This is a genomic window from Oceanobacillus massiliensis str. N'diop (assembly GCF_000285495.1).
Classification (GTDB): Bacteria; Bacillota; Bacilli; order Bacillales; family Amphibacillaceae; genus Oceanobacillus; species Oceanobacillus massiliensis.
In genome coordinates, this window is sequence record NZ_HE610976.1 from 26,182 (window position 1) to 46,120 (window position 19,939).

At 42.4% G+C, this 19,939-nt stretch carries 14 protein-coding genes and 1 riboswitch; of the genes, 7 read left to right on the top strand and 7 right to left on the bottom strand.

The features are described 5' to 3' along the window. Positions 1-19: 19 nt before the first annotated feature. The 4 genes from menB to OMHG_RS00410 are packed head-to-tail and all read right to left on the bottom strand — an operon-like array spanning position 20 to position 4,845. Positions 20-838, bottom strand: coding sequence for a 1,4-dihydroxy-2-naphthoyl-CoA synthase (menB, locus tag OMHG_RS00395; RefSeq protein ID WP_010647287.1), 819 nt, complete (start codon positions 836-838; stop codon positions 20-22). A gap of 45 nt (positions 839-883) precedes the next feature. Further along, the gene (gene menH, locus OMHG_RS00400; RefSeq protein WP_010647289.1) at positions 884-1,690 is read right to left on the bottom strand and encodes a 2-succinyl-6-hydroxy-2,4-cyclohexadiene-1-carboxylate synthase; all 807 of its coding nucleotides are present in this window, start codon (positions 1,688-1,690) and stop codon (positions 884-886) included. Positions 1,691-1,695: 5 nt separating this feature from the next. Further along, the gene (gene menD, locus OMHG_RS00405) at positions 1,696-3,453 is read right to left on the bottom strand and encodes a 2-succinyl-5-enolpyruvyl-6-hydroxy-3-cyclohexene-1-carboxylic-acid synthase (RefSeq protein ID WP_010647292.1); all 1,758 of its coding nucleotides are present in this window, start codon (positions 3,451-3,453) and stop codon (positions 1,696-1,698) included. Next, the gene (locus OMHG_RS00410; protein WP_010647294.1) at positions 3,454-4,845 is read right to left on the bottom strand and encodes an isochorismate synthase; all 1,392 of its coding nucleotides are present in this window, start codon (positions 4,843-4,845) and stop codon (positions 3,454-3,456) included. 636 nt (positions 4,846-5,481) lie between these two features. Here OMHG_RS00410 and OMHG_RS00415 point away from each other — a divergent pair. Continuing rightward, on the top strand, positions 5,482-6,417 hold the full coding sequence (locus OMHG_RS00415) for a 1,4-dihydroxy-2-naphthoate polyprenyltransferase (RefSeq protein ID WP_010647296.1): 936 nt from the start codon (positions 5,482-5,484) through the stop codon (positions 6,415-6,417). A gap of 58 nt (positions 6,418-6,475) precedes the next feature. Then, positions 6,476-6,832, top strand: a complete 357-nt coding sequence (locus tag OMHG_RS00420) for a TraR/DksA C4-type zinc finger protein (RefSeq protein WP_010647298.1) — start codon at positions 6,476-6,478, stop codon at positions 6,830-6,832. Between the two features lie 225 nt (positions 6,833-7,057). Here the strand turns inward: OMHG_RS00420 and OMHG_RS00425 are convergent, their stop codons facing one another. The 3 genes from OMHG_RS00425 to OMHG_RS00435 all read right to left on the bottom strand — a co-directional run bounded on the left by OMHG_RS00425 (position 7,058) and on the right by OMHG_RS00435 (position 14,691). Beyond that, on the bottom strand, positions 7,058-7,642 hold the full coding sequence (locus OMHG_RS00425) for an ECF transporter S component (protein ID WP_010647299.1): 585 nt from the start codon (positions 7,640-7,642) through the stop codon (positions 7,058-7,060). Positions 7,643-7,807: 165 nt separating this feature from the next. Then, a riboswitch (FMN riboswitch) is annotated at positions 7,808-7,956 on the bottom strand. Positions 7,957-8,730: 774 nt separating this feature from the next. Beyond that, entirely contained in the window at positions 8,731-13,083 is a 4,353-nt protein-coding gene (locus OMHG_RS00430; protein ID WP_010647301.1) for a S8 family serine peptidase, read from the bottom strand. A gap of 549 nt (positions 13,084-13,632) precedes the next feature. Beyond that, positions 13,633-14,691 (bottom strand): M20/M25/M40 family metallo-hydrolase, encoded by a 1,059-nt coding sequence (locus OMHG_RS00435; protein WP_010647302.1) that lies wholly within the window; start codon positions 14,689-14,691, stop codon positions 13,633-13,635. A gap of 124 nt (positions 14,692-14,815) precedes the next feature. Here OMHG_RS00435 and OMHG_RS00440 point away from each other — a divergent pair, with 124 nt between their 5' ends. The 5 genes from OMHG_RS00440 to OMHG_RS00460 all read left to right on the top strand — a co-directional run bounded on the left by OMHG_RS00440 (position 14,816) and on the right by OMHG_RS00460 (position 19,910). Then, positions 14,816-15,364, top strand: coding sequence for a thioredoxin family protein (locus OMHG_RS00440; RefSeq protein ID WP_010647306.1), 549 nt, complete (start codon positions 14,816-14,818; stop codon positions 15,362-15,364). Between the two features lie 157 nt (positions 15,365-15,521). Next, positions 15,522-16,520: a potassium channel family protein gene (locus OMHG_RS00445; protein ID WP_010647308.1), complete on the top strand. Its 999-nt coding sequence runs from the start codon at positions 15,522-15,524 to the stop codon at positions 16,518-16,520. Between the two features lie 86 nt (positions 16,521-16,606). Continuing rightward, positions 16,607-16,978 carry a S1 domain-containing post-transcriptional regulator GSP13 gene (gene yugI, locus OMHG_RS00450; protein ID WP_010647310.1) on the top strand — a complete coding sequence of 124 codons (372 nt, stop codon included), beginning with the start codon at positions 16,607-16,609 and terminating at the stop codon, positions 16,976-16,978. A gap of 182 nt (positions 16,979-17,160) precedes the next feature. Next, a complete protein-coding gene (locus OMHG_RS00455) occupies positions 17,161-18,507 on the top strand; it encodes a glucose-6-phosphate isomerase (protein ID WP_010647313.1) in 1,347 nt (448 codons plus the stop codon). 233 nt (positions 18,508-18,740) lie between these two features. Next, positions 18,741-19,910, top strand: coding sequence for a MalY/PatB family protein (locus OMHG_RS00460; RefSeq protein WP_010647315.1), 1,170 nt, complete (start codon positions 18,741-18,743; stop codon positions 19,908-19,910). The last annotated feature ends 29 nt before the right edge of the window (positions 19,911-19,939 follow it).

A 19,939-nucleotide genomic window follows, 5' to 3' on the forward strand; every position in this document is an offset into this window, starting at 1 on the left:
TTTGGATATAACTCATTGATCATGGGAATCTTGGAAACTGCTTGAAGTCCGGCTTTCTTTTTTCTTTAAAAGCGTCTCGGCCTTCTTTTGCTTCTTCCGTTGTATAGTAAAGCAAAGTTGCATCTCCGCCAAGCTGCTGGAGACCAGCAAGTCCATCTGTATCCGCATTAAACGATGCTTTCAGGAAGCGGAGAGCAGTTGGGGATTTTTCCAGTATTTCACTACACCATTGCAAGGTTTCGTCCTCTAATTGGTCAAGGGGAACTACCTTATTGACCATGCCCATTTCATATGCCTCATCAGCATTATATTGACGACATAAATACCAGATTTCACGAGCTCGTTTATGTCCGACCATGCGTGCAAGATACCCTGCACCATAACCAGCATCAAAGCTTCCAACCTTTGGTCCGGTCTGTCCGAAGATGGCATTGTCTGCCGCTATTGTTAAGTCACATACAACATGCAGCACATGTCCGCCACCGATTGCATAACCGGAAACCATCGCAATGACTGGTTTAGGAATCTTGCGGATCAGGCTTTGTAAATCAAGTACATTCAAGCGTGGAATACTGTCAGATCCCACATATCCACCATGTCCCCGTACGGATTGGTCTCCACCGGAACAGAATGCTTTATCTCCAGCACCTGCAAGTACAATCACGCCGATTGAAGAGTCATCGCGTGCATCCGCAAATGCATCGATCATTTCCTGAACAGTCCGTGGGGTAAAAGCATTTCTTTTTTCTGGCCGGTTAATCGTTACTTTTGCGACTCCGTTATATTTTTCATAAATTATTTCTTCATAGTTCTTGGCGTTTTGCCATTCTACAGTCATATAAAATCCCTCCATATACATAATTATGTAATTGCATCCATTTATCTAAGCCTTGTTAGCCTCAATAAACCCACTAACTATCTTACCAAATACTGCAGGCTTTTCCACGTGAATTGCATGTCCTGCATCCTCACATATTATCAGATTACCTGATATTAGTTCATTTTGCATCTTTTTGTTGATGTGGATAAACTTGGAATCAAATTCACCGACTATTAGAAGGACCGGTTTATCGATAGTTGAGAGCACTTCCCAGCATGAAGGCTGTCTGCCGGTTCCCATTGTTCTAAGTGACTGTGCCAATCCTTGGGGAGATTGAGATAGCCTTTCTTGGCGAATTTTTTCCTGAACGTTTAACGGCAGCCTTCTTTGTGAATCAAACAAGGGAATATCCTCCCAGAAATCTACAAAGGATTCGATACCATCCCTTTCTAGGCGTGTTGCAAGGTGTTCATCTTTCTCAATCCGCTGCACTCGTTCTTCCTCCAAGGCAAGTCCTGGCGATGCACTCTCTAGCGTCAATGAAAGGATATGGTCCGGGTAAAGCCTTACAAACGATAATGCTGTCCGCCCACCCATGGAGTAACCGACCATATGAAAAGACTTCAGTTCGAGATACTGAAATAATTTATCCAGATCATTACAGCAATCATCCATTGTCGCAAGTGATGGTGTCCGGGTCTTTCCATGTCCTGGCAAATCTACCGTAATAAGCTGATAGTCTGAATCCCATTCATCCACCAAATCCTGCCATGTGGCCGTGCTGCCTGTAAAACCATGCAGCAGTACCACTGGAATTCCGTGTCCATGTATTTCGTACCAATAGGTTGCATCGCCTTTGGAAAAATACAAAATGATCAGTCCTTTTCCTGCAGGATTTCCTGCTCTATTTCATACCATTTTTGACGATGCCAGTCCACGTTTTCTGCCCGGTCTGTTTTCACTTCAATGACCGATAGTCCTTCATGCTGATAACCCGTTTGAAGGTGTTCTTCCAACTGTTCTTCTGTTTTGGCCAAGGCATATGTGCCGCCATACATGGATATGGCTTTTTCAAATTCAATATTTACCGGCGTCCCGAACAATGCTTCAAAATGCTTTTTGTCATTTGCCTGTGGTAAGAAGGAAAAGATGCCTCCTCCATTATTGTTTACAAGCAAGATGGTAATGTTAAGGCTGTAATGCTTCGCAGCGAGCAGACCGTTCATATCATGGAAAAAGGATAGATCGCCCAGCAGCAGTGTCACCGGTCTACCTGCAGCCGCAGCTCCAGCACCACTCGAAACCATGCCATCAATCCCGTTTGCACCACGATTGGCCAGTATGGAAACAGGCTTCTCTGTGGTCATCAGAAAGCTGTCCACATCTCGGATTGCCATACTATTGCCTACATAAAGTATACTGTGTTCCGGGATAACCTTACTTAATCCCCTAACAGCTTCTCCTTCTGTAATGGCAGCTTCCATACCGCCCATCAGATGTTTTTTGGAAATTCGATTCATTTCCTGCCACTTATTCAACCATTCCGTATCTGTTGCTGTTTCTCCTGACGCTGCCGCCAAATCATGACATAGCAATACTGGATCAGCAAAAATAAACTCCGTAACATTTCCGGTAGGTTCTCTGTATCCAGTATAATTTTCAACCACATACTGTTTTGCTGTATTAGATTCCTTCACGTAAAACAGATAAGCCTTCGATACCGGCATGGCCCCAAAGCGAATAATGTAATCGGGGCTAAGCTGCTCCCTGACATGCTTATTCCTTAAAAAGGCATCATATCCTTCAATCACCTGATCCTTACGGTGACTGCCTGTACGGACTTGTGATAAAGGATCTGCCAGAACGGGAATCCCCAGTTTACCAGCAAGCTCTGTTACTGCAGCGGCAAGCTTTGAATCATTTTGAGGTCCGCAAACAATCAGCCCTTTTCGACCATTGCCGAACTTTTCTGCGAGCTGCTTAATTTGTTCCTCTGCCAAACGTTTTTTCCCGTCCATAACAGGATTGACAGATTGTGTCTGAAGAGATTCGGAAGTTTCCCTATCACCCCAGATATCTTCTAATGAAAAGTCCGGAGTAAGAGGCTCTCTAAAAGGAAAATTAAGATGAACCGGACCAGGGTTGCCTTCCTGTGCCATATAGACAGATCTTGCAGCCTTATTCCGTGCATAGCTGAGCATTTGCGGGGATGCCTCAGGAAGGGCCATTTCATGAAACCACTTCGTGTAATCTCCATACAGCTTAAATTGCTCAATTGCCTGTGGTGCACCAACATCCCGAAGTTCATGCGGACGGTCTGCTGTCAGTACAATCAGTGGCACCCTGCTATAGTGCGCTTCCACTATCGCTGGAAAATAATTTGCTGCTGCCGTCCCGGAAGTACAAACAAGAGCAACAGGCCGGTTTGATTGTTTGGCTAGTCCTAATGCAAAAAATGCCGCTGAACGTTCATCGATAATGACCCATTCTTTGATTGATGGATGTTCTGTAAATGTCAGTGCAAGCGGAGTTGAGCGTGACCCTGGTGAAATAACAACATCGGTAATCCCGCTTTTCATCAATTCATCTACAAAGCTTGCCGTATATCTGGTCAATGTCTCTATATGATCCATTTATTGTTTGCCTCCTAAAACAGTTAACATCGGGAGAAGCTTGATTTTTGTCTCTTCATATTCTTTTTCCGGATCAGAATCCATTACAACCCCGCATCCCGCAAAAAGAGAAGCCTCATTCCCTTGGATGAGTGCTGAGCGGATTGCTACTGCAAACTCACCATTCTGATTGCTGTCGAGCCAGCCAATGGGTGCTCCATACCAGCCGCGATCAAGTAATTCATTGTCACGGATAAATGCCAAAGATTCCTTACGGGGAGTCCCGCCAAGCGCTGGCGTTGGATGAAGTTGCTTAATGATATCAAAGATACTGTGATCATCTTTCAACTTAGCTTCCACAGGTGTATATAAATGCTGCAGATTCTTCAGTGGGTAGATGACTGGTTCATCGGGGATATCCACTTCTGTACAATAATCTTTAATGGCGCGCTTAATCATTGTCACTACAAAAGCATGTTCCTGGCGATTCTTTTCATCATTCATCAGCTCATTGCAGATCCTGATGTCATCATCCTTCGTTTTTCCGCGTGGGGCAGTGCCAGCAAGACAAGTTGATAGCAGCTGTTTTCCTTCCAGTTTTACGAGTCTTTCAGGGGATGCACCTACAAAGCAATTATCCCCAATTTCATAAGCGAAAATAAAGCTGTTAGGCTGCGCGTTTATTAGATTAGATAAAATAATTGCAATATCTGCCTGCCGATTGAATTTTAAACGGACTTCGCGTGCCAATACTATTTTCTCGACTATTCCATTGCGGATTTCCTCTGTTGCTTCGCGCACACTATTTTTCCACTTTTCCGGTTCCACTTCCAACTGATCGGTGATGGTTAATGAATCGGAATGATTTACGCGGCCCAAAAGAAGTTTTGCTTCAATTGACTTAAGCTCGTCCGCCAACTGTATTGCATGATCATTCTTTTTAACGTAAATATTTATTGTCAGATAATGATCGTTTTTATATCGAGTCAATAAAAATGCAGGGATGGTAAATTGGCTAGGCCTAAATTCCTTCCACAACTCCGTCGGCTGCTTCTTTGGATCAAACGACATGCCGCCCAATGCAACAATTCCCGTTCCCGGAACCGTAAATGGATTATGAATGATCGCCTGATCCAATACGGCATTCCACTGCTTTTCCGTCTCCTCGAAACGGTCTATTTCGGCACTGAATTGATGTGCCTTCCCAGCTCCAGTAAGCCAGAGATTCTGTTTGGAGTCTGTCCAGAAAGTCCGGTTACCACCAAGCTGTTTTGCGGCCATAAAAAAATGCAGGGGATCCACTTTATCTATTTTTTTTGTTATACTGACAAGTCTGCATTCATCATCGGTTTGAAGCTCTTTTATTGCCTCTTCCAATACTGTTTCGACTTGTTTATCTTTCAAATCAATCATCTATATAAACCTCCGTCATATCATGTGTCACAGACGTCCTATCTTATTTTATTCTCTTTTTGCCAGTTTCTCAAGAAAAGCCTTTCGATTCAATAAAAATCACTGTTGCTGGATTGAAACCTGCACGACTCAATTATGTGGGTCGGCGTAGTGGATGGCAGCTGCTCTTCTGAAAATAGCAGCTGAAAATCCTCCAAAAATCCCTGCTAGAGATTCATGCCATAGACGATGGGAGTATAAGAATCGGAAGCCTTACAAACGAAATATTTGTGAAGCAACAGCAGCATTTAAAGCGGATCCCTTCATACTTCTATAAAAAAGACATTGACTTCTTTCAGAATGCATTGACACCCCCATTTTATTTCCCTAAAATTAATATGATATTAACAAGCCTAGTCAGGTGCAATTTTAATACTAATAGTTAGTTAAAAAGGGCTGTTTTCCAAAAAAATGTTGTTTGACAAACAGTATATAGACAGTAAATGATGCGCTTACTCCATACTGAAGAAATACGCGAATGCCAGGTTGTGGTTTCAATCCCATAGCATTCCTGTTAGCTTCCAGTACTGCAAGGATTAATTATTATCAACAATGCTTGCAAAAAGCCTAATAAATCAACCAGGGGGATACAGATACATGCAGTCGAAAGATAATTCAACAATGAAACAGGCACTCAATGAACGGGAGGGTTTTCACGTTTGGTGGCGACTATTAAGGCCACATACATTAACAGCCTCCTTTGTTCCGGTTTTTGTCGGAACGATGATCGCCTTTAATGAAGGCCCCATCAATTGGTGGTTATTTCTTGCAATGTTAATTGCATCCATACTCATTCAAGCTGCAACGAATATGTTTAATGAATATTACGATTTTGTCCGCGGATTGGATACCGATGAATCAGTCGGCATTGGCGGATCCATTGTCAGGGACGGAATAGCTCCAAAAAAAATCCGAAATCTGGCCTTTGCTTTCTATGGCATATCAGTCATTCTGGGAATCTATATTTGTATGGCTTCAAGCTGGTGGATTGCTGCTATTGGTTTAGTTTGTATGGCATTCGGTTATTTATATACTGGAGGGCCGCTTCCAATTTCCTATACCCCTTTTGGAGAATTGTTCTCCGGTGTATTGATGGGAACGGTAATTATCGGGATTACTTACTTTATCCAGACAGGTGTCCTTACAGCAGCTATGGTTTGGATTTCGATTCCCATCACGATTTTTATCGGCAGTATCAATTTATCCAATAATATCCGCGACCGCGACGGGGATGAATTGGGCGGCAGAAAGACAATTGCTGTGTTAATGGGCAGAGAAAGCTCGATAACTTTGCTCGCAGTTTTATTTATTATTGCATACGGTCTTACCGCAATCTTGATTATTCTTGGTATTTTGCCCATCTTGTCAATCATTACGTTTATCAGTGCTATAAAGGCACGGGAAGTGTTGAAGAAGTTCCGTGGGAAAACGGAAGCAATTGAAATGATGCCTGCCATGGCCGCAACTGCAAAAACAAATACTTTTTATGGTTTTCTATTAGGTATTTCACTGCTTATTGCAGAGCTGATATAAACTTTGATTAAGCTTGAGGCTAAATTACCACCTCCGGACAGAAAGGAAGGATGGAATGATGAGCAGCAAACTTAGCAATGAAAAGCTAGCCTATTTTAAAGAAAAACTTATACAATTGAAGAAAGAAACCGAACAGAGAATAGAATCGACCAACAATAACGGACCAAATGATTCTGTCCAAGAGCTCGCAGATTACGACAATCATCCTGCAGACATGGGCACCGAGCAATTCGAGCAGGAACGTGACGCCGGACTGGAACTCGTATGGCAGGACCAGCTTCAGGAAATCAAAGATGCACTCGCACGTATTGAAGATGGTTCATACGGCATCAGTGAAAAATCCGGAAAACCGATCCCGGAAGAAAGACTTGAAGTAATGCCTACTGCTAAGAATTTGGTCGGTGAAGAAGAATAGTGTTCACCCTTTGCTGTATGCAAAGGGTGATTTTATTTTGCCTGCCTTATGACATTGTTTTCCAGCATAATTTCATTCCACCTCTTTTAAATTACTGGTAAATTACTGGTAAGTTACTGGCGTTTGCCCACTTTCCCGCTCCCTGAATCCAAAATAAAAAGCCAACCTCCATCTGAAAATCCTCACAGGGAAATTTCAGATGACGGTCAGCTTTTCAGCTAAAGCTTATATAAATCTAGCTTGTTGTTTCTCAATCCAGCTGCGCATTTTGATAAATATCGGTACAAACAATAATGCAACGACAATTCCTTTAATAATATTAAATGGAAGTACACCTACAAATACAGATGTCCAAATAACCGCGTCAGTCATTTCCCAGCCCATAAACCAGCTATATGCAGGCAGGATAAAGAAATAATTCAGCACACTCATGCCAATTGCCATAATGATCGTCCCGGCAACCAATCCGGTAACAATACTTTTTACACCTTTAAATTTGTGATATAAAACGGAAACAGGTAAAACGAACATAACCCCAGCCAGAAAATTTGCCAAGACACCGATTGGATCTCCTGCACCCGATACTGCCAAATAAAGGATATTTTTGACACCAACCACTATAACACCTGCAAATGGCGAAAATATGAGCGCAGCCATCAATGCCGGAACATCACTGAAATCAATTTTCAAATAGGCAGGTAAAAACGGCAACGGAAAGTTTATGAAAAATAATACGAGGGAAATCGTCCCCAGTAAAGCTAAAATAATAAGTTTTAATAAACCTGATGATTGCTTGCTTGTATTTTGCATCATCATATTCCTCCTTCATCTCATCGATTCCGATCTCGTCATGAAGGATTGCTGGCCCTGCACTCACCGAAAAAAATCAGAAAAACCCTAAAGCAAAGGGGCTTTAGGGTTATAAATTCATCGGTAAATAATGATGCATCCAATAAATACGCATCAAAATCAGGTCGACATCTTCTCCCATCCAGACTGTAACTGTCGGTCCTGGAATCACACCAGGTCAACCGCACAGCAAGCTGCTATGCAGTTCGCGGACTTTAAGCAATCATGCACTTATCACCGCCGGTCGGGAATTTCACCCTGCCCCGAAGATTGGAATCGATTATTTAATTGTTAAAATCAATTATACAAGATATTTTGTTCATTGCAAGAGATAAATCTCAGATAAGACTGAGTAGGTTGGGGTTGGGGTTGGCTGGTTATTCCGCGGTTCTTCCTGTTATTCCGCGATTCTGCCGATTATTCCGCGGTTCTGGCGGTAATTCCGCGATTCTCTCCTTTATTCCGCGCTTCTGCCGATTATTCCGTGCTTCTCCCTGTTATTCCGCGTTTCCGGCGGTTATTCCGCGATTCCGGCGATTATTCCGCGGTTCTCTCCTTTATTCCGCGGCTCTGCCGATTATTCCGCGCTTCTACCTGTTATTCCGCGATTCTCTTCTTTATTCCGCGGCTCTGCTGGTTATTCCGCGGTTCTGGCGGTAATTCCGCGCTTCTTCCGATTATTCCGCGCTTCTTCCGATTATTCCACGCTTCTTCCGATTATTCCGCGCTTCTTCCGATTATTCCGCGCTTCTTCCGATTATTCCGCGCTTCTTCCGATTATTCCGCGCTTCTGGCGGTAATTCCGCGCTTCTCCCTGTTATTCCGCGGTTCTTCCTGTTATTCCGCGATTCTTTCCTTTATTCCGCGCTTCTGGCGGTAATTCCGCGGTTCTCCCTGTTATTCCGCGCTCCCAACAACAACTCCGCGCTCCCAACGACAATTACGCGGCCCGTGTTCTCCCGGCTGCAATCACCTTCGCGTATTTTCCCCCACAAAAAGATGCAGTGGTTTAGCACCACTGCATCTTTTGAATGGTTTAGGAGTTGAAATTAATTTTCCCCATTCCCTTTTCCATTGTTTTTCCCTTTAGCTTTTCCTTTTGAGCTGGTTTCATCTTCGTCTCCGATATATAATTTACCTTCCGCTTGTTCACGGGTTTCGTTTCCGAAGTCATCCACGGCTTTTACTTCAATTACGGCGCCGTCAGCTGCTGTATTTCTTGGTACTGTCCAATATCCTACATAGGTTCCGTCGGATGTTTCCATCATTGGAAGTTCTGTAGCATTGGAAACTCTTAGATTTGTAAGCGGCATATGGACCATAAAGGAAGCCTTCAATCCTGGTTCACTTTCAAATTCAATCTTGACACTTTGACCTGTTTCCAGATTTACATCTTCGGCAGGTGTTACGTTTGCAATCTCAGGTGCTGTGAAGTCTGCCGCAATGGTCAACGATTCAGTGGTTGAATTTCCTGCCAAGTCTGCTGCAGCCACTTCAATTGTATTTTCACCCTCATCCAGCAAAATACGTTTTGAGTAGCTTCCATCCTCTACAGGGGCTTCTTGACCATTTACCTCGACATAGTCAAGGTTTGCATCCTCAACAGTACCTTCGACGGTGACTGTTTCGCGTGTTGTTTTGTCTCCTTCTTCTGGTGAATCGATGGTAATTTCAGGTCCTTCTGTATCGAGTGTAACTGTCACTGATTCAGATTCACCAACCACTGCTTCGTCTATCAGCGTCACTGCCTGAAGTTCATTCTCACCTTCAGCGAGTTCTGCTGGTATGGCGAATGTTCCGTCGTCACCTACTTCTGCTGTATCAACTTCTTCTCCATTGTTCGTTAACTTAATGGTAGTTGTTGGAGAAGCAGATCCTTCAACTGTCAACTCTGTTTCATTTGTAATGAAATCCTCAGCAGGTGATGTAATGACAGGATTCTCTACTCCGTATGCTAAACGGGCCCGAATCATATAATTACCTTCTATTGCCGGAGCTGGTGACCAAGCTCCACCAACATATTGATAGCTGCGCTCGGCATTTGGTCCATTTTCATCTGTTGCCAGACCAGGTACATTTGGATTGGCCCCCGATTGAATGTATACCATATAGAAATCTCCATCTACTTGAATGGCGTGTTCGCTTAGATCAACAACTGTCCATTCATCCAAGCTTCTAATGGCAGTGGCATCGATTGGACCTGCAAGTCTTTGGCCCGGTGTACCATCTGGCCCAGAAGCATCCCAAACTTCCACTGCAAATTCAGTTCCACCTGGGGTTGGCCAATCTGTTCCGTGGAATTGGAATACACCGTCTGTTACAACAGCTGATTCCTCTCCTTCAGGTAAGGACATTTTTACTGCCCAGCCATTACCTGCATCATAGAATGCACGCGCATTTTCAGCGGTTCCATCATCATATCCGATTTCTCCGCCAGGAACAGTGTAGAATGGCTCAAGCGCAATATCAACTTCAGCATCCTGGCCTGCCAGGTCTACTTCAGCTTCCGTACCATGATATCCTCGTGCAACAACTTTCAATGTGTACGTTCCCTCATATACTGTCATGGAGAAATTGCCATCTGAATCTGTTTCAACAGGTTCAATGTTAGCATCTTCAACCAATAGAATAGTTGCTCCTTCAACAGCTTCACCCGTATTTTCGTCTGTAATCGTTCCTGAGACGGTATACTGGTCAATTTCTTCCAGTGTGAAATCGGCATTAGTTGAAGCATCGTTTTCAATTGTTACGGCTTGCTCCTCGGAATGGTAGCCGTATGCTTCAGCAATTACTGTAAATTCACCGGCAGCATGCATGAAGGTGTAACTTCCATCTGCAGGATTTGTATTTACCGACCGTCCGCTTTCAAGTACACTGACTTGTGCACCAAGCGGAAGCAGCATTGGATGAACTCCAGTATCGTCAGCTGCTGATTCAGATTGGGCCTTCTCCATGCTAGGCTGCAGCTTATCTGGGTTCACCTTTTCTTCTTTCTTCTTAGTTTCATTGGCACTGTTGCCATTGCCAATAATCCCCAAAGATGCCGCTGGCTCTTCTAAGCCTAATGATGTATTTGACAATGCTACATCATCAAGATACCAGCCATCCTTCAATACACTTCCATCCGTATTAAGATTGAAAGCAATATAGACACGCTCTCCACTATATTCTGAAAGGTCAACTTCCGTTTGCTCCCATCCATCAGAAGTATTGGTTAAACGTAATAGCTGGGTCCAATTCTCTTGGTCCGTTGATATAAAAACATGTCCGAAATCCCAGTTATTTTCAATGTTATACCATTGATTAAACTGCAGGTAGGATTCTCCTTCAGGTAAATCAATTGGAGGCATAACAAGGCTTGAGTCTTCATTATTCGCATATGTTCCTTCGGTGTTTGTAGCATAAACATATTCACCGGAGGCCGCTTCACCAGGTCCTGATGATGGTATACCATGGTTCCAGCTGTTATTATCTGTTCCCAATAGAGTCCATCCAGCCGGGTTCGTTTCAAAATCAACTGAATATCCTGTCGTGATGCCCGGGTGGACAGCAACCGTATAATCCTCACTGCTTACTTCATTGCCGCCAAAGTCATTGACTACAATATGGTAGCTGAATGAGTCTCCAGTTATTGCCTCACGTGGAATCGTTGCTGCATATTCACCAGATAGAAAGTCGCCTGTTATACGTTCAGCTTCAATGACTTCACCATCGCCATAGACTACTTCTACCGTATCGACACTGACATTGTCAGTTACATGAATAGTCAAGTCAAGTTTCATACCTTCATAGGTTTCCACTGGTGCCTCATGTTCAAATACAGGGGCTTCTGTATCTTCCCCTTCCATTGTCACTTGCCCTTCCAATGTTCCAAGACCGGATACAATGGATGAAATCGCATCATATGCATTAACCAAACCATAGCCGAATCCCATATTAGGAGACTCCGGATATTCATTGTCAGTTAGTGGCTGTGCTGTAGTTGTAAGGATTTCTTCCAATTCTTCAATCGAAAGGCTTGCATCTGCCTGAATCAGTAGCGCAGCAACACCCGAAACAGCAGGACCTGCCATGGACGTGCCGTTCCATCCCCCTTCATAATTGCCGCCTGGGACGGAAGAACGAATATTCACGCCAGGAGCAGATATATCCGGCTTGATATCCCCCTCATATGGTGAAGGTCCCTCCAAAGAAAAGGATGCTAGGTTATCATCGATATCTGTCGCACCGGTTGCAAAAGATTCCGGATAGTTTGCAGGGTTAGCAATCGATCCAGGCCCTCCTGGGTTAAATAGATCTGTATTACCGGCAGAAAATTCAGGGAAGATATCTGCCGCTCTCCATGCAATGACAACGTCGCGATACCATTCATCAAGACCTGGTCCGCCGCCCCATGAGTTATTTACAACATCTGGAGCCATCGAAGCATCACCGTTTGGAGCCAGAATCCATTCAGCCGCTTCCAGTAAATCAGCATCTGTTCCGCCCGCTGCAGTGAATGCTTTAACAGCAATCCATTTTGCGCCGGGAGCAACACCAACCTGGTTCGTTCCATCCGGCTCACTGCCGACCATTGTTCCTGTCACATGCGTTCCATGGCCTTGATCGTCATAGGGTGTTCCTTCGCCCGCAGTTGCATCAAACCAGCTATACGTATGATCAACTTCTCCTGTAGCTGCATCATACCCGCGATATTTTTCTGCAAGTGCTGGGTGATCATATTGAACACCGGTATCAATACTTGCTACAACGACACCTGAACCATCAAATCCCATATCCCAAGCTCCAGGTGCGCCAACACGATCAACGTTCCATTCCACATTAGCGATATCGGATTTTGGAGCTTCTGTGTCTTTGGATACTGTCGTATTGAGTTCACGCGTTTCATTCGGAAGGATTTTTTCTACATCGGCAAATGTAGCTATCTTTTCTGCTACTTCCTTTGTCGCAGTAACTGCCATACCATTGACAATATGGTAGGATTTGAGAGCTTCTGCATTCCCTTTTTCAATTTCTGTCTCCAAGTATGCCTTAACCTCCTGCTGTGATGTCAAGGCTGTTTCTTTCAGTTCTGAAATAACCGCAGACCGCTGAATATGTTCTGTCTTCTGTGCAGAAAGACTAGACTTTTTTGCACTCTCCTTTGCTGCAGCGACTGCCTTCTCTACATCAGCTGATTCTTTAAATTTAACAAGGAAAGTAACTTTTTTGTCGTCTTTAAATTTCGTCAGCAGGCGCTCACTAAGTTTAACTTCGGAAACCTTATTGGAATCATTTAGAGAATAGCTTGCCTTACTGTTTGATTCAGCTAGTGTGAGCCCTGGTGTAATTAGAGAAAATGTCATTAAAAATGATGCTGCAATACTAAAGGCTTTTACTTGGCGCTTTTTCTTCAGTCTCAATTTTTTTCCTCCCCTCAATTTTTGAAACCATGCTCCCTCACAAGCTCAAAATACGACATCTTTGCATACAAAAAACACCGTAACCTCCTTTTCAAAAAATCATGTCGATTTTCGAGCAATTGCGGTGTGTATGTAGAATCTCGTTGTTAAAACAATTATAGTTGAGTGTAATGAGTATTCATGTCGAACGGAGTCGAATAAAATCCGAATTTTCTAAATTGATAGATAAGTAGGAATTTTTCTGGATTGTGTTCAATCTCAAAATAGCCATTTTTCATGATTTATCAGGTCTTCTGGCTTGTTTACCTTCCTTTTGCGGAAGTGAAAAAGAAAAAATGCATCAAAATGACTAATGAAATCTTTTTTTGGGGGGAATCGTTTTCTGAAAAGAGGAAAAACAGGACTATTGACCGTAACCATTCAAGTCAGCAGCCATGATTAAGCGGGGTTAATGTACTAGATTGTGTATCACTGAATCTTTTTAACTAGATGTGTTTTTTGCATAAAAATACCTGCAATTCTCCGGACGGGAAATTGCAGGTCCTATTTCTAATCCTCGAGCGGATTTAAACTCTCCTTTCCGGTCATATCAGCAATCATTGTTACCATTAGTTCAATTTCTTCTTCAATATCATCAAGACTTGCTGTTTCCACTGGGGAATGCATATAACGTAATGGCAATGATACGAGGGAAACCGGCACTCCCTTGCCTGTCAGCCGCATTTTATCGGCATCTGTTCCTGTCATTCTTGGGGTCAGTTCATATTGAACGTCCATATTCAGCTTCTTGGCAGCTTGCTCCAGCAATTTATTGATCTTAATATTAATTGGTGCTCCTTTTGCAAGTACCGGCCCACCCTCAAGCGTGATATCTCCGTATTTATCTTTATTGACTCCCGGATAGTCTGTGGCAAAAGTCACATCACAGGCGATGGCCATGGTTGGTTCAATTCCTGCAGCTGCAAAGTACGCACCACCCAAATTGGTCTCTTCATTAACTGTGCTGGCAGCATATACACCGACATTGATGTCTGTTTCCGATAGGCGTTTTAGAACTTCCGCTACTATAAATGCACCGGTTCTGTTATCGAGTCCGCGTCCTGCGACATAGCGGTCCATAAGAATCTCCGGCTCCGTTTTGTAGACACATAAATCACCGATTTGTATATCTTGCACTGCTTCTTCTTTTGACTTATATCCACAATCGATAAAGAGGTCTTCCAAACCAAAATCGTTTTTTAGTCCCCCATGATGCTGTGCATTAACTCCTATGACCCCTGTCACTGTTTTACTGTACCCTAGCACGGTTACCATCATGCCTACTGCTGCTTTTGGATTAATTCCACCCATTTTATCAAAGTGCAGGTAACCACTCTCATCAATTCGGTTCACGACAAGCGCAATTTCATCACAATGCCCTGCAAGCAAAATTTTAAATGGAGCTTCAGGATTCAAAATGCCAATAGCATTTCCTGCATTATCCGTCCTGATTTCATCTGCAAAATCCTTCACATAATTCATCCACTTCTTTTGAATTTCCATTTCCATACTTGACGGTGATGGTGTTTTCAAGAGTTCCATTAAAAAGTTCTGGTTTACTTTTGACATGATACTTCCTCCTTATTTAGCTCCATCATAGCATGGAAGAGCAGTTTTGTTTACTCGTTACTAGATTATGGGTAAACTTTCAGTACAAGCTTTCTATCTTGCTGGAATGAGGAGTGTTTTTGATATGAATCTGAATGAATGGTTTGAAAAAGGTATGATTCCCGATCTTTACATTGAGTCATTGGAAAAGCATAAAGAGGATTTTCTCTATATTTATGACAACTTTACCATTCCGAATGATGAAGCATTTTTCGAGAAAATTAGAAATCAAAATCTCAGGGCAATAGTTCTCACTGAAGACTGGTGTGGAGATGCCATGCTGAACATCCCCATTCTATTAAGGATTTCAGAAGCGGCTGATATTCAAGTGAAAATGCTTTTACGGGATCAGAATCTCGAACTAATGGATCAATATCTAACAAACGGTAAATCTCGTTCCATTCCGATCTTTATTTTTATTGACGAAAACGGAAATGAAACAGCCAAATGGGGTCCACGTGCAGCCAGAGTCCAGGAATTTGTCGATCACTCCCGCAGCAAACTGCCTCCACAGGATGCAGAAGACTTCAAAGAAAAATCCAGTGAAGTCCATCTGTTCATGACTAAATCATATCGGGATCATACCGAGTTCTGGTCAGACGTTTACGGGAGCTTAAAGGAAGTATTGCAATAACAATCCAATTCAGCGATTGGAAGAGTATACTCCAACCGCTGATATCAAATTTCGGGAAGAAAACCGATCCGCTACTGCTTGTATGCAATCACAACTCTGTATACCTTTCCCCCACTTTCGCACATACTAATGAAAAATCCATTACACAGGTGAAGCTATGTACATTCGGTTACTGAAACATATCTATTTCCGTCTTCCAACCGCTGTTAAGCTGTTGATTACCATTTTCCTCCTCATGAGTTTCTTCGGACTACTGATCCATTTAACAGAACCTGCTCAGTTCCCATCTATATTCGATGGCATCTGGTGGGCTTTTGTGACCGGGGCAACAGTTGGATATGGCGATTATGTCCCATTGACCCCCACAGGAAGAATTGTCGGCATTCTGCTGATATTGTCTGGCGGAGGACTGCTTGCCTTCTATATTACATCTCTGTCAGCAGCTACGGTAAAGCGTGAGCAGGATCTTGAATATGGAAGACTTCCTTTCCGGGGAAGCAACCATTATATTTTCATCGGCTGGAATGAAAGAACAAGGCAATTGATCGATATTGTTGCACAAAAGTATCCCAGCATGCGTATGGTGCTAATTGATAGGACGCTGCGGCATATAAGTTTTACTGATTTTCCGGTCCATTTCATTCATGGAGATGCAACCGAGGACAGCGTTTTGGCTAAAGCTAATATCGCTTATGCCGCCCGTGTCCTGATTAGCGCCGATATAGCCAAGAATGAACGCCAGGCAGATAATTACACCATACTCGCAACAATTGCAGCACGGGGCAATAACAAAGATATACCAATCATTGCAGAGATCCTCTCTCGCATTCAGATTGAAAATGCTTTGCGGGCAGGAGCCTCGACAATCATCCGTTCCAATGACTTTATGAGCGGTTTATTTTTTCATGAACTCTCCCACAGCAAATCCGCTACACCATTTGAAGATGTGATTCAGATACTGGTCCAACAGCAGTTCTCACATATTACGCTTCCGGTCGAATGTGAGAATAAGACGTATCAGACGGCATTAAATCATCTATTGGCTAAAGGCAGACTGCTAATCGGAATCATTCGTGAAAATGAGCATTATATCCACCCAAAGGCAAACTTCCTTCTATTAAAAGGTGATATTCTTATATCATTAACGAAATGGTAAATTTACTTCTAGCTAGATTAAAGTTATTGTGCTATAATAATATATTGTGTATAAAGAATCGAATATTGGTATAGGAGTTGTTCAGCATGACTAACAAATTTGAAGCTGGTCAAATAATAGACGGAAAAGTTACAGGAATACAGCCATACGGAGCATTCGTTGCATTAGACGAAGAAAATCAAGGCTTGGTTCACATCTCAGAAATCACACACGGATATGTTAAAGATATCAACGAACATTTATCAGTTGGAGACGACGTTAAAGTAAAAGTGATGAATGTTGATGATGCAAGAAATAAAGTATCTCTTTCTATTCGCGCTACAGAAGAAGCACCGAAGAAACCTGCAGCAAAAGCTAAAAAATCACAACCTGCTTTCAAACAGGAAAATGATACAGCTGGTTTCAATACTTTGAAAGACAAGCTTCAAGAATGGATCGACCAATCTGAAAAGAAGTAAAAAGAACGAGGCATACCTGGTGAAATGACATACCAGAGTAGGCCTCTTTTTTTCTGTTTTTCCTCCCTTTTCCCAAACACCAAATCAACTATTTTCCCCGAAACTAGCATTGTTCTTGATATTACAATTCCAATAGCTTAAAGTAAAGTTGTATAATTACTGCAGCTACAAGGAGGATAACCATGACACATGTATCATTTAAATATGATAAAGCATTGAAATTTTTTAATAAACAGGAAGTCGAAAACCTGAGCCCATTCGTTGAAGCAGCTCATCATATGCTTCATGAAAAAACGGGTGCCGGCAATGATTTTCTTGGCTGGATTGATTTACCGGAAAACTATGATAAGGAAGAATATGCCCGAATCAAAAAGAGTGCAGAAAAAATCAAAGGCGATTCCGATATCCTGCTTGTAATCGGGATTGGCGGCTCCTATCTTGGTGCACGCGCAGCACTTGAAATGCTTAACCATTCATTCCAGAACCTGCTATCTAAAGAGGAACGCAAAGTGCCGCAAATCATTTTTGTCGGCCATCATTTAAGTTCCACTTATATCAGCGAGCTTTTTGACATACTGAAGAATCGTGATTTTTCCATTAATGTGATATCAAAAAGCGGAACAACAACAGAACCTGCTGTAGCTTTCCGCATCTTTAAAAAATACCTAGAAGAAAAATATGGTGCCCAAGAAGCTAAAGGCCGTATCTATGCAACGACCGACAAGGCAAAAGGCGCATTAAAAACCTCTGCAGATGAGGCAGGATATGAAACATTTGTCATTCCTGATGATGTCGGCGGCCGTTATTCCGTCCTGACCGCTGTTGGTCTGCTGCCAATTGCAGTGAGCGGGATTTCGATTGATGACATGATGCAAGGTGCAAAAGATGCCATGAATGATTTTGCCGAGCCATCCCTAGAAAAAAATCCGGCATATCAATATGCTGCAGTTAGAAATGTTCTGTACAACAAAGGGAAGGTAACCGAGCTGCTTATTAATTATGAGCCAAGCTTGCAATATTTCTCTGAATGGTGGAAACAGTTATTCGGCGAAAGCGAAGGAAAAGATCAGAAAGCTATCTATCCTTCTTCCGCTAATTTCACAACAGATCTTCATTCATTGGGACAATATATTCAGGAAGGCCGTCGCAATATCTTTGAAACAGTGCTTCATGTCAACAGTGCAAAAAAAGAATTGATATTGGAAGCTGAAGAAAATGATTCAGATGGCTTGAACTATCTTGCCGGAAAAACAATTCACGAGATAAATGATAAAGCATTCCAGGGTACAATGCTTGCCCACACGGATGGTGATGTACCAAATCTGATTGTGGAAGTACCTGCACTTGATGCCTATACATTCGGATATATGGTCTATTTCTTTGAAAAAGCTTGTGCAATCAGCGGATACTTGCTTGGAGTCAATCCATTTGACCAGCCAGGCGTGGAAGCATACAAGAAAAATATGTTTGCATTGCTAGGAAAACCTGGATTTGAAAAAGAAAAAGAAGAATTGGAAAAACGTTTGTAATAACGTTAATTGATTCTAAATCTCTCTTATAATTCTCTTTGTATGGAATAATAAATGAAAAAGTTCCATATTTATTAAAAAAGTAAAAAAGATTGTTTATATTATTTCGGACGGGGTAATACTATAATTGTAAGACTTTCTCGTATTCCCCCTGTAGGCAAAGCGTATCAGCGCTTTGCTTTTTTTTATGTATTTTCGCTATAATAGCAATAATGAACACGAGGAGGATGATGATGAGTATCTTTGAAGAAATCTTTGATCGAAGAAACACAAGATCTGTTAAATGGGATATGCTGAAGGAAATATTCCAGTCTGAGGATGTCCATCCAATGTGGGTTGCAGACATGGATTTTAAAGCACCGAAAGAAGTAAATGACGCCTTAATCAAACGTGCGGAGCATGGTATCTATGGTTATACCGTTATCGATGATGATGTATCTGGTTCCATTATTAATTGGCTTGAGAAAAGACATCAATGGTCCATAAATAAAACATGGCTTTCCTACAGTCCAGGTGTCGTAACAAGCTTACATATGGCTGTACAGGCTTTTACCGAACCAGGTGACAGGATACTAATCCAAACTCCTGTCTATAATCCGTTCTACAATGTTATTACAGAACACGACAGAATCGTTGTGAAGAATCCGCTCAAGAATGTGGACAACTATTATATGATAGATTTTGACGATTTTGAAGAGAAGTTAAAAACCGGTGTAAAGGCCTTTATTTTATGTTCACCGCACAATCCTGTCGGCAGGGTTTGGAAAAAGGAAGAGCTGCTGGAAATAGCAAGACTCTGCCTAAAATATAATGTTATCATTTTATCCGATGAGATACACAGCGATCTTATATTTCCGGGTCAGAAGCATTATCCAATAGCATCCCTTTCAGAGGAAATTGCGAACCAGACTATTACGTGTATGGCTCCCTCTAAAACCTTTAATCTGGCTGGGCTTGATGCATCGTATGTCATCACACCGAATAAGGACAATCGGGAAAAACTGGACAACATATTCAATAAGCAGGGATTCCATAATATGTTAAATACGATGGGCAACACAGCACTTGAAGCAGCCTATACGCATGGGGAAGCATGGCTTGACGAACTCGTTACAATACTTGATAGCCATGCAAGCTACGTAAAGGAGATGTTTGAAAAAAATACCAAACTTAAAGTCATCCATGCAGAGGGAACCTATTTACTATGGATTGATTGCAGTGCACTGGAGATGGATAGTAAGGAATTAAAAAAATTCATGATTGAAAAAGGCAGAGTTGGTCTAAATGCCGGTGTCGATTATGGAGAAGAAGGCGAGCATTTCATGCGAATTAATATTGCCTGCCCACGCGCAACACTTGAAGAGGGTGTAAACCGTATCATAAAAGCGGTAAATTCCATTTAAAATGCAGCAGCTTCGGCTGCTGCATTTTT

Coding starts and splice junctions, on each gene's coding strand:
- OMHG_RS00435 (WP_010647302.1), bottom strand. CDS start 14,691: ATGTCAAAAGTAAACCAGAACTTTTTAATGGAACTCTTGAAAACACCA.
- OMHG_RS00415 (WP_010647296.1), top strand. CDS start 5,482: ATGCAGTCGAAAGATAATTCAACAATGAAACAGGCACTCAATGAACGG.
- OMHG_RS00425 (WP_010647299.1), bottom strand. CDS start 7,642: ATGCAAAATACAAGCAAGCAATCATCAGGTTTATTAAAACTTATTATT.
- OMHG_RS00455 (WP_010647313.1), top strand. CDS start 17,161: ATGACACATGTATCATTTAAATATGATAAAGCATTGAAATTTTTTAAT.
- OMHG_RS00460 (WP_010647315.1), top strand. CDS start 18,741: ATGAGTATCTTTGAAGAAATCTTTGATCGAAGAAACACAAGATCTGTT.
- OMHG_RS00445 (WP_010647308.1), top strand. CDS start 15,522: ATGTACATTCGGTTACTGAAACATATCTATTTCCGTCTTCCAACCGCT.
- OMHG_RS00440 (WP_010647306.1), top strand. CDS start 14,816: ATGAATCTGAATGAATGGTTTGAAAAAGGTATGATTCCCGATCTTTAC.
- OMHG_RS00410 (WP_010647294.1), bottom strand. CDS start 4,845: ATGATTGATTTGAAAGATAAACAAGTCGAAACAGTATTGGAAGAGGCA.
- yugI (WP_010647310.1), top strand. CDS start 16,607: ATGACTAACAAATTTGAAGCTGGTCAAATAATAGACGGAAAAGTTACA.
- menB (WP_010647287.1), bottom strand. CDS start 838: ATGACTGTAGAATGGCAAAACGCCAAGAACTATGAAGAAATAATTTAT.
- menD (WP_010647292.1), bottom strand. CDS start 3,453: ATGGATCATATAGAGACATTGACCAGATATACGGCAAGCTTTGTAGAT.
- OMHG_RS00420 (WP_010647298.1), top strand. CDS start 6,476: ATGAGCAGCAAACTTAGCAATGAAAAGCTAGCCTATTTTAAAGAAAAA.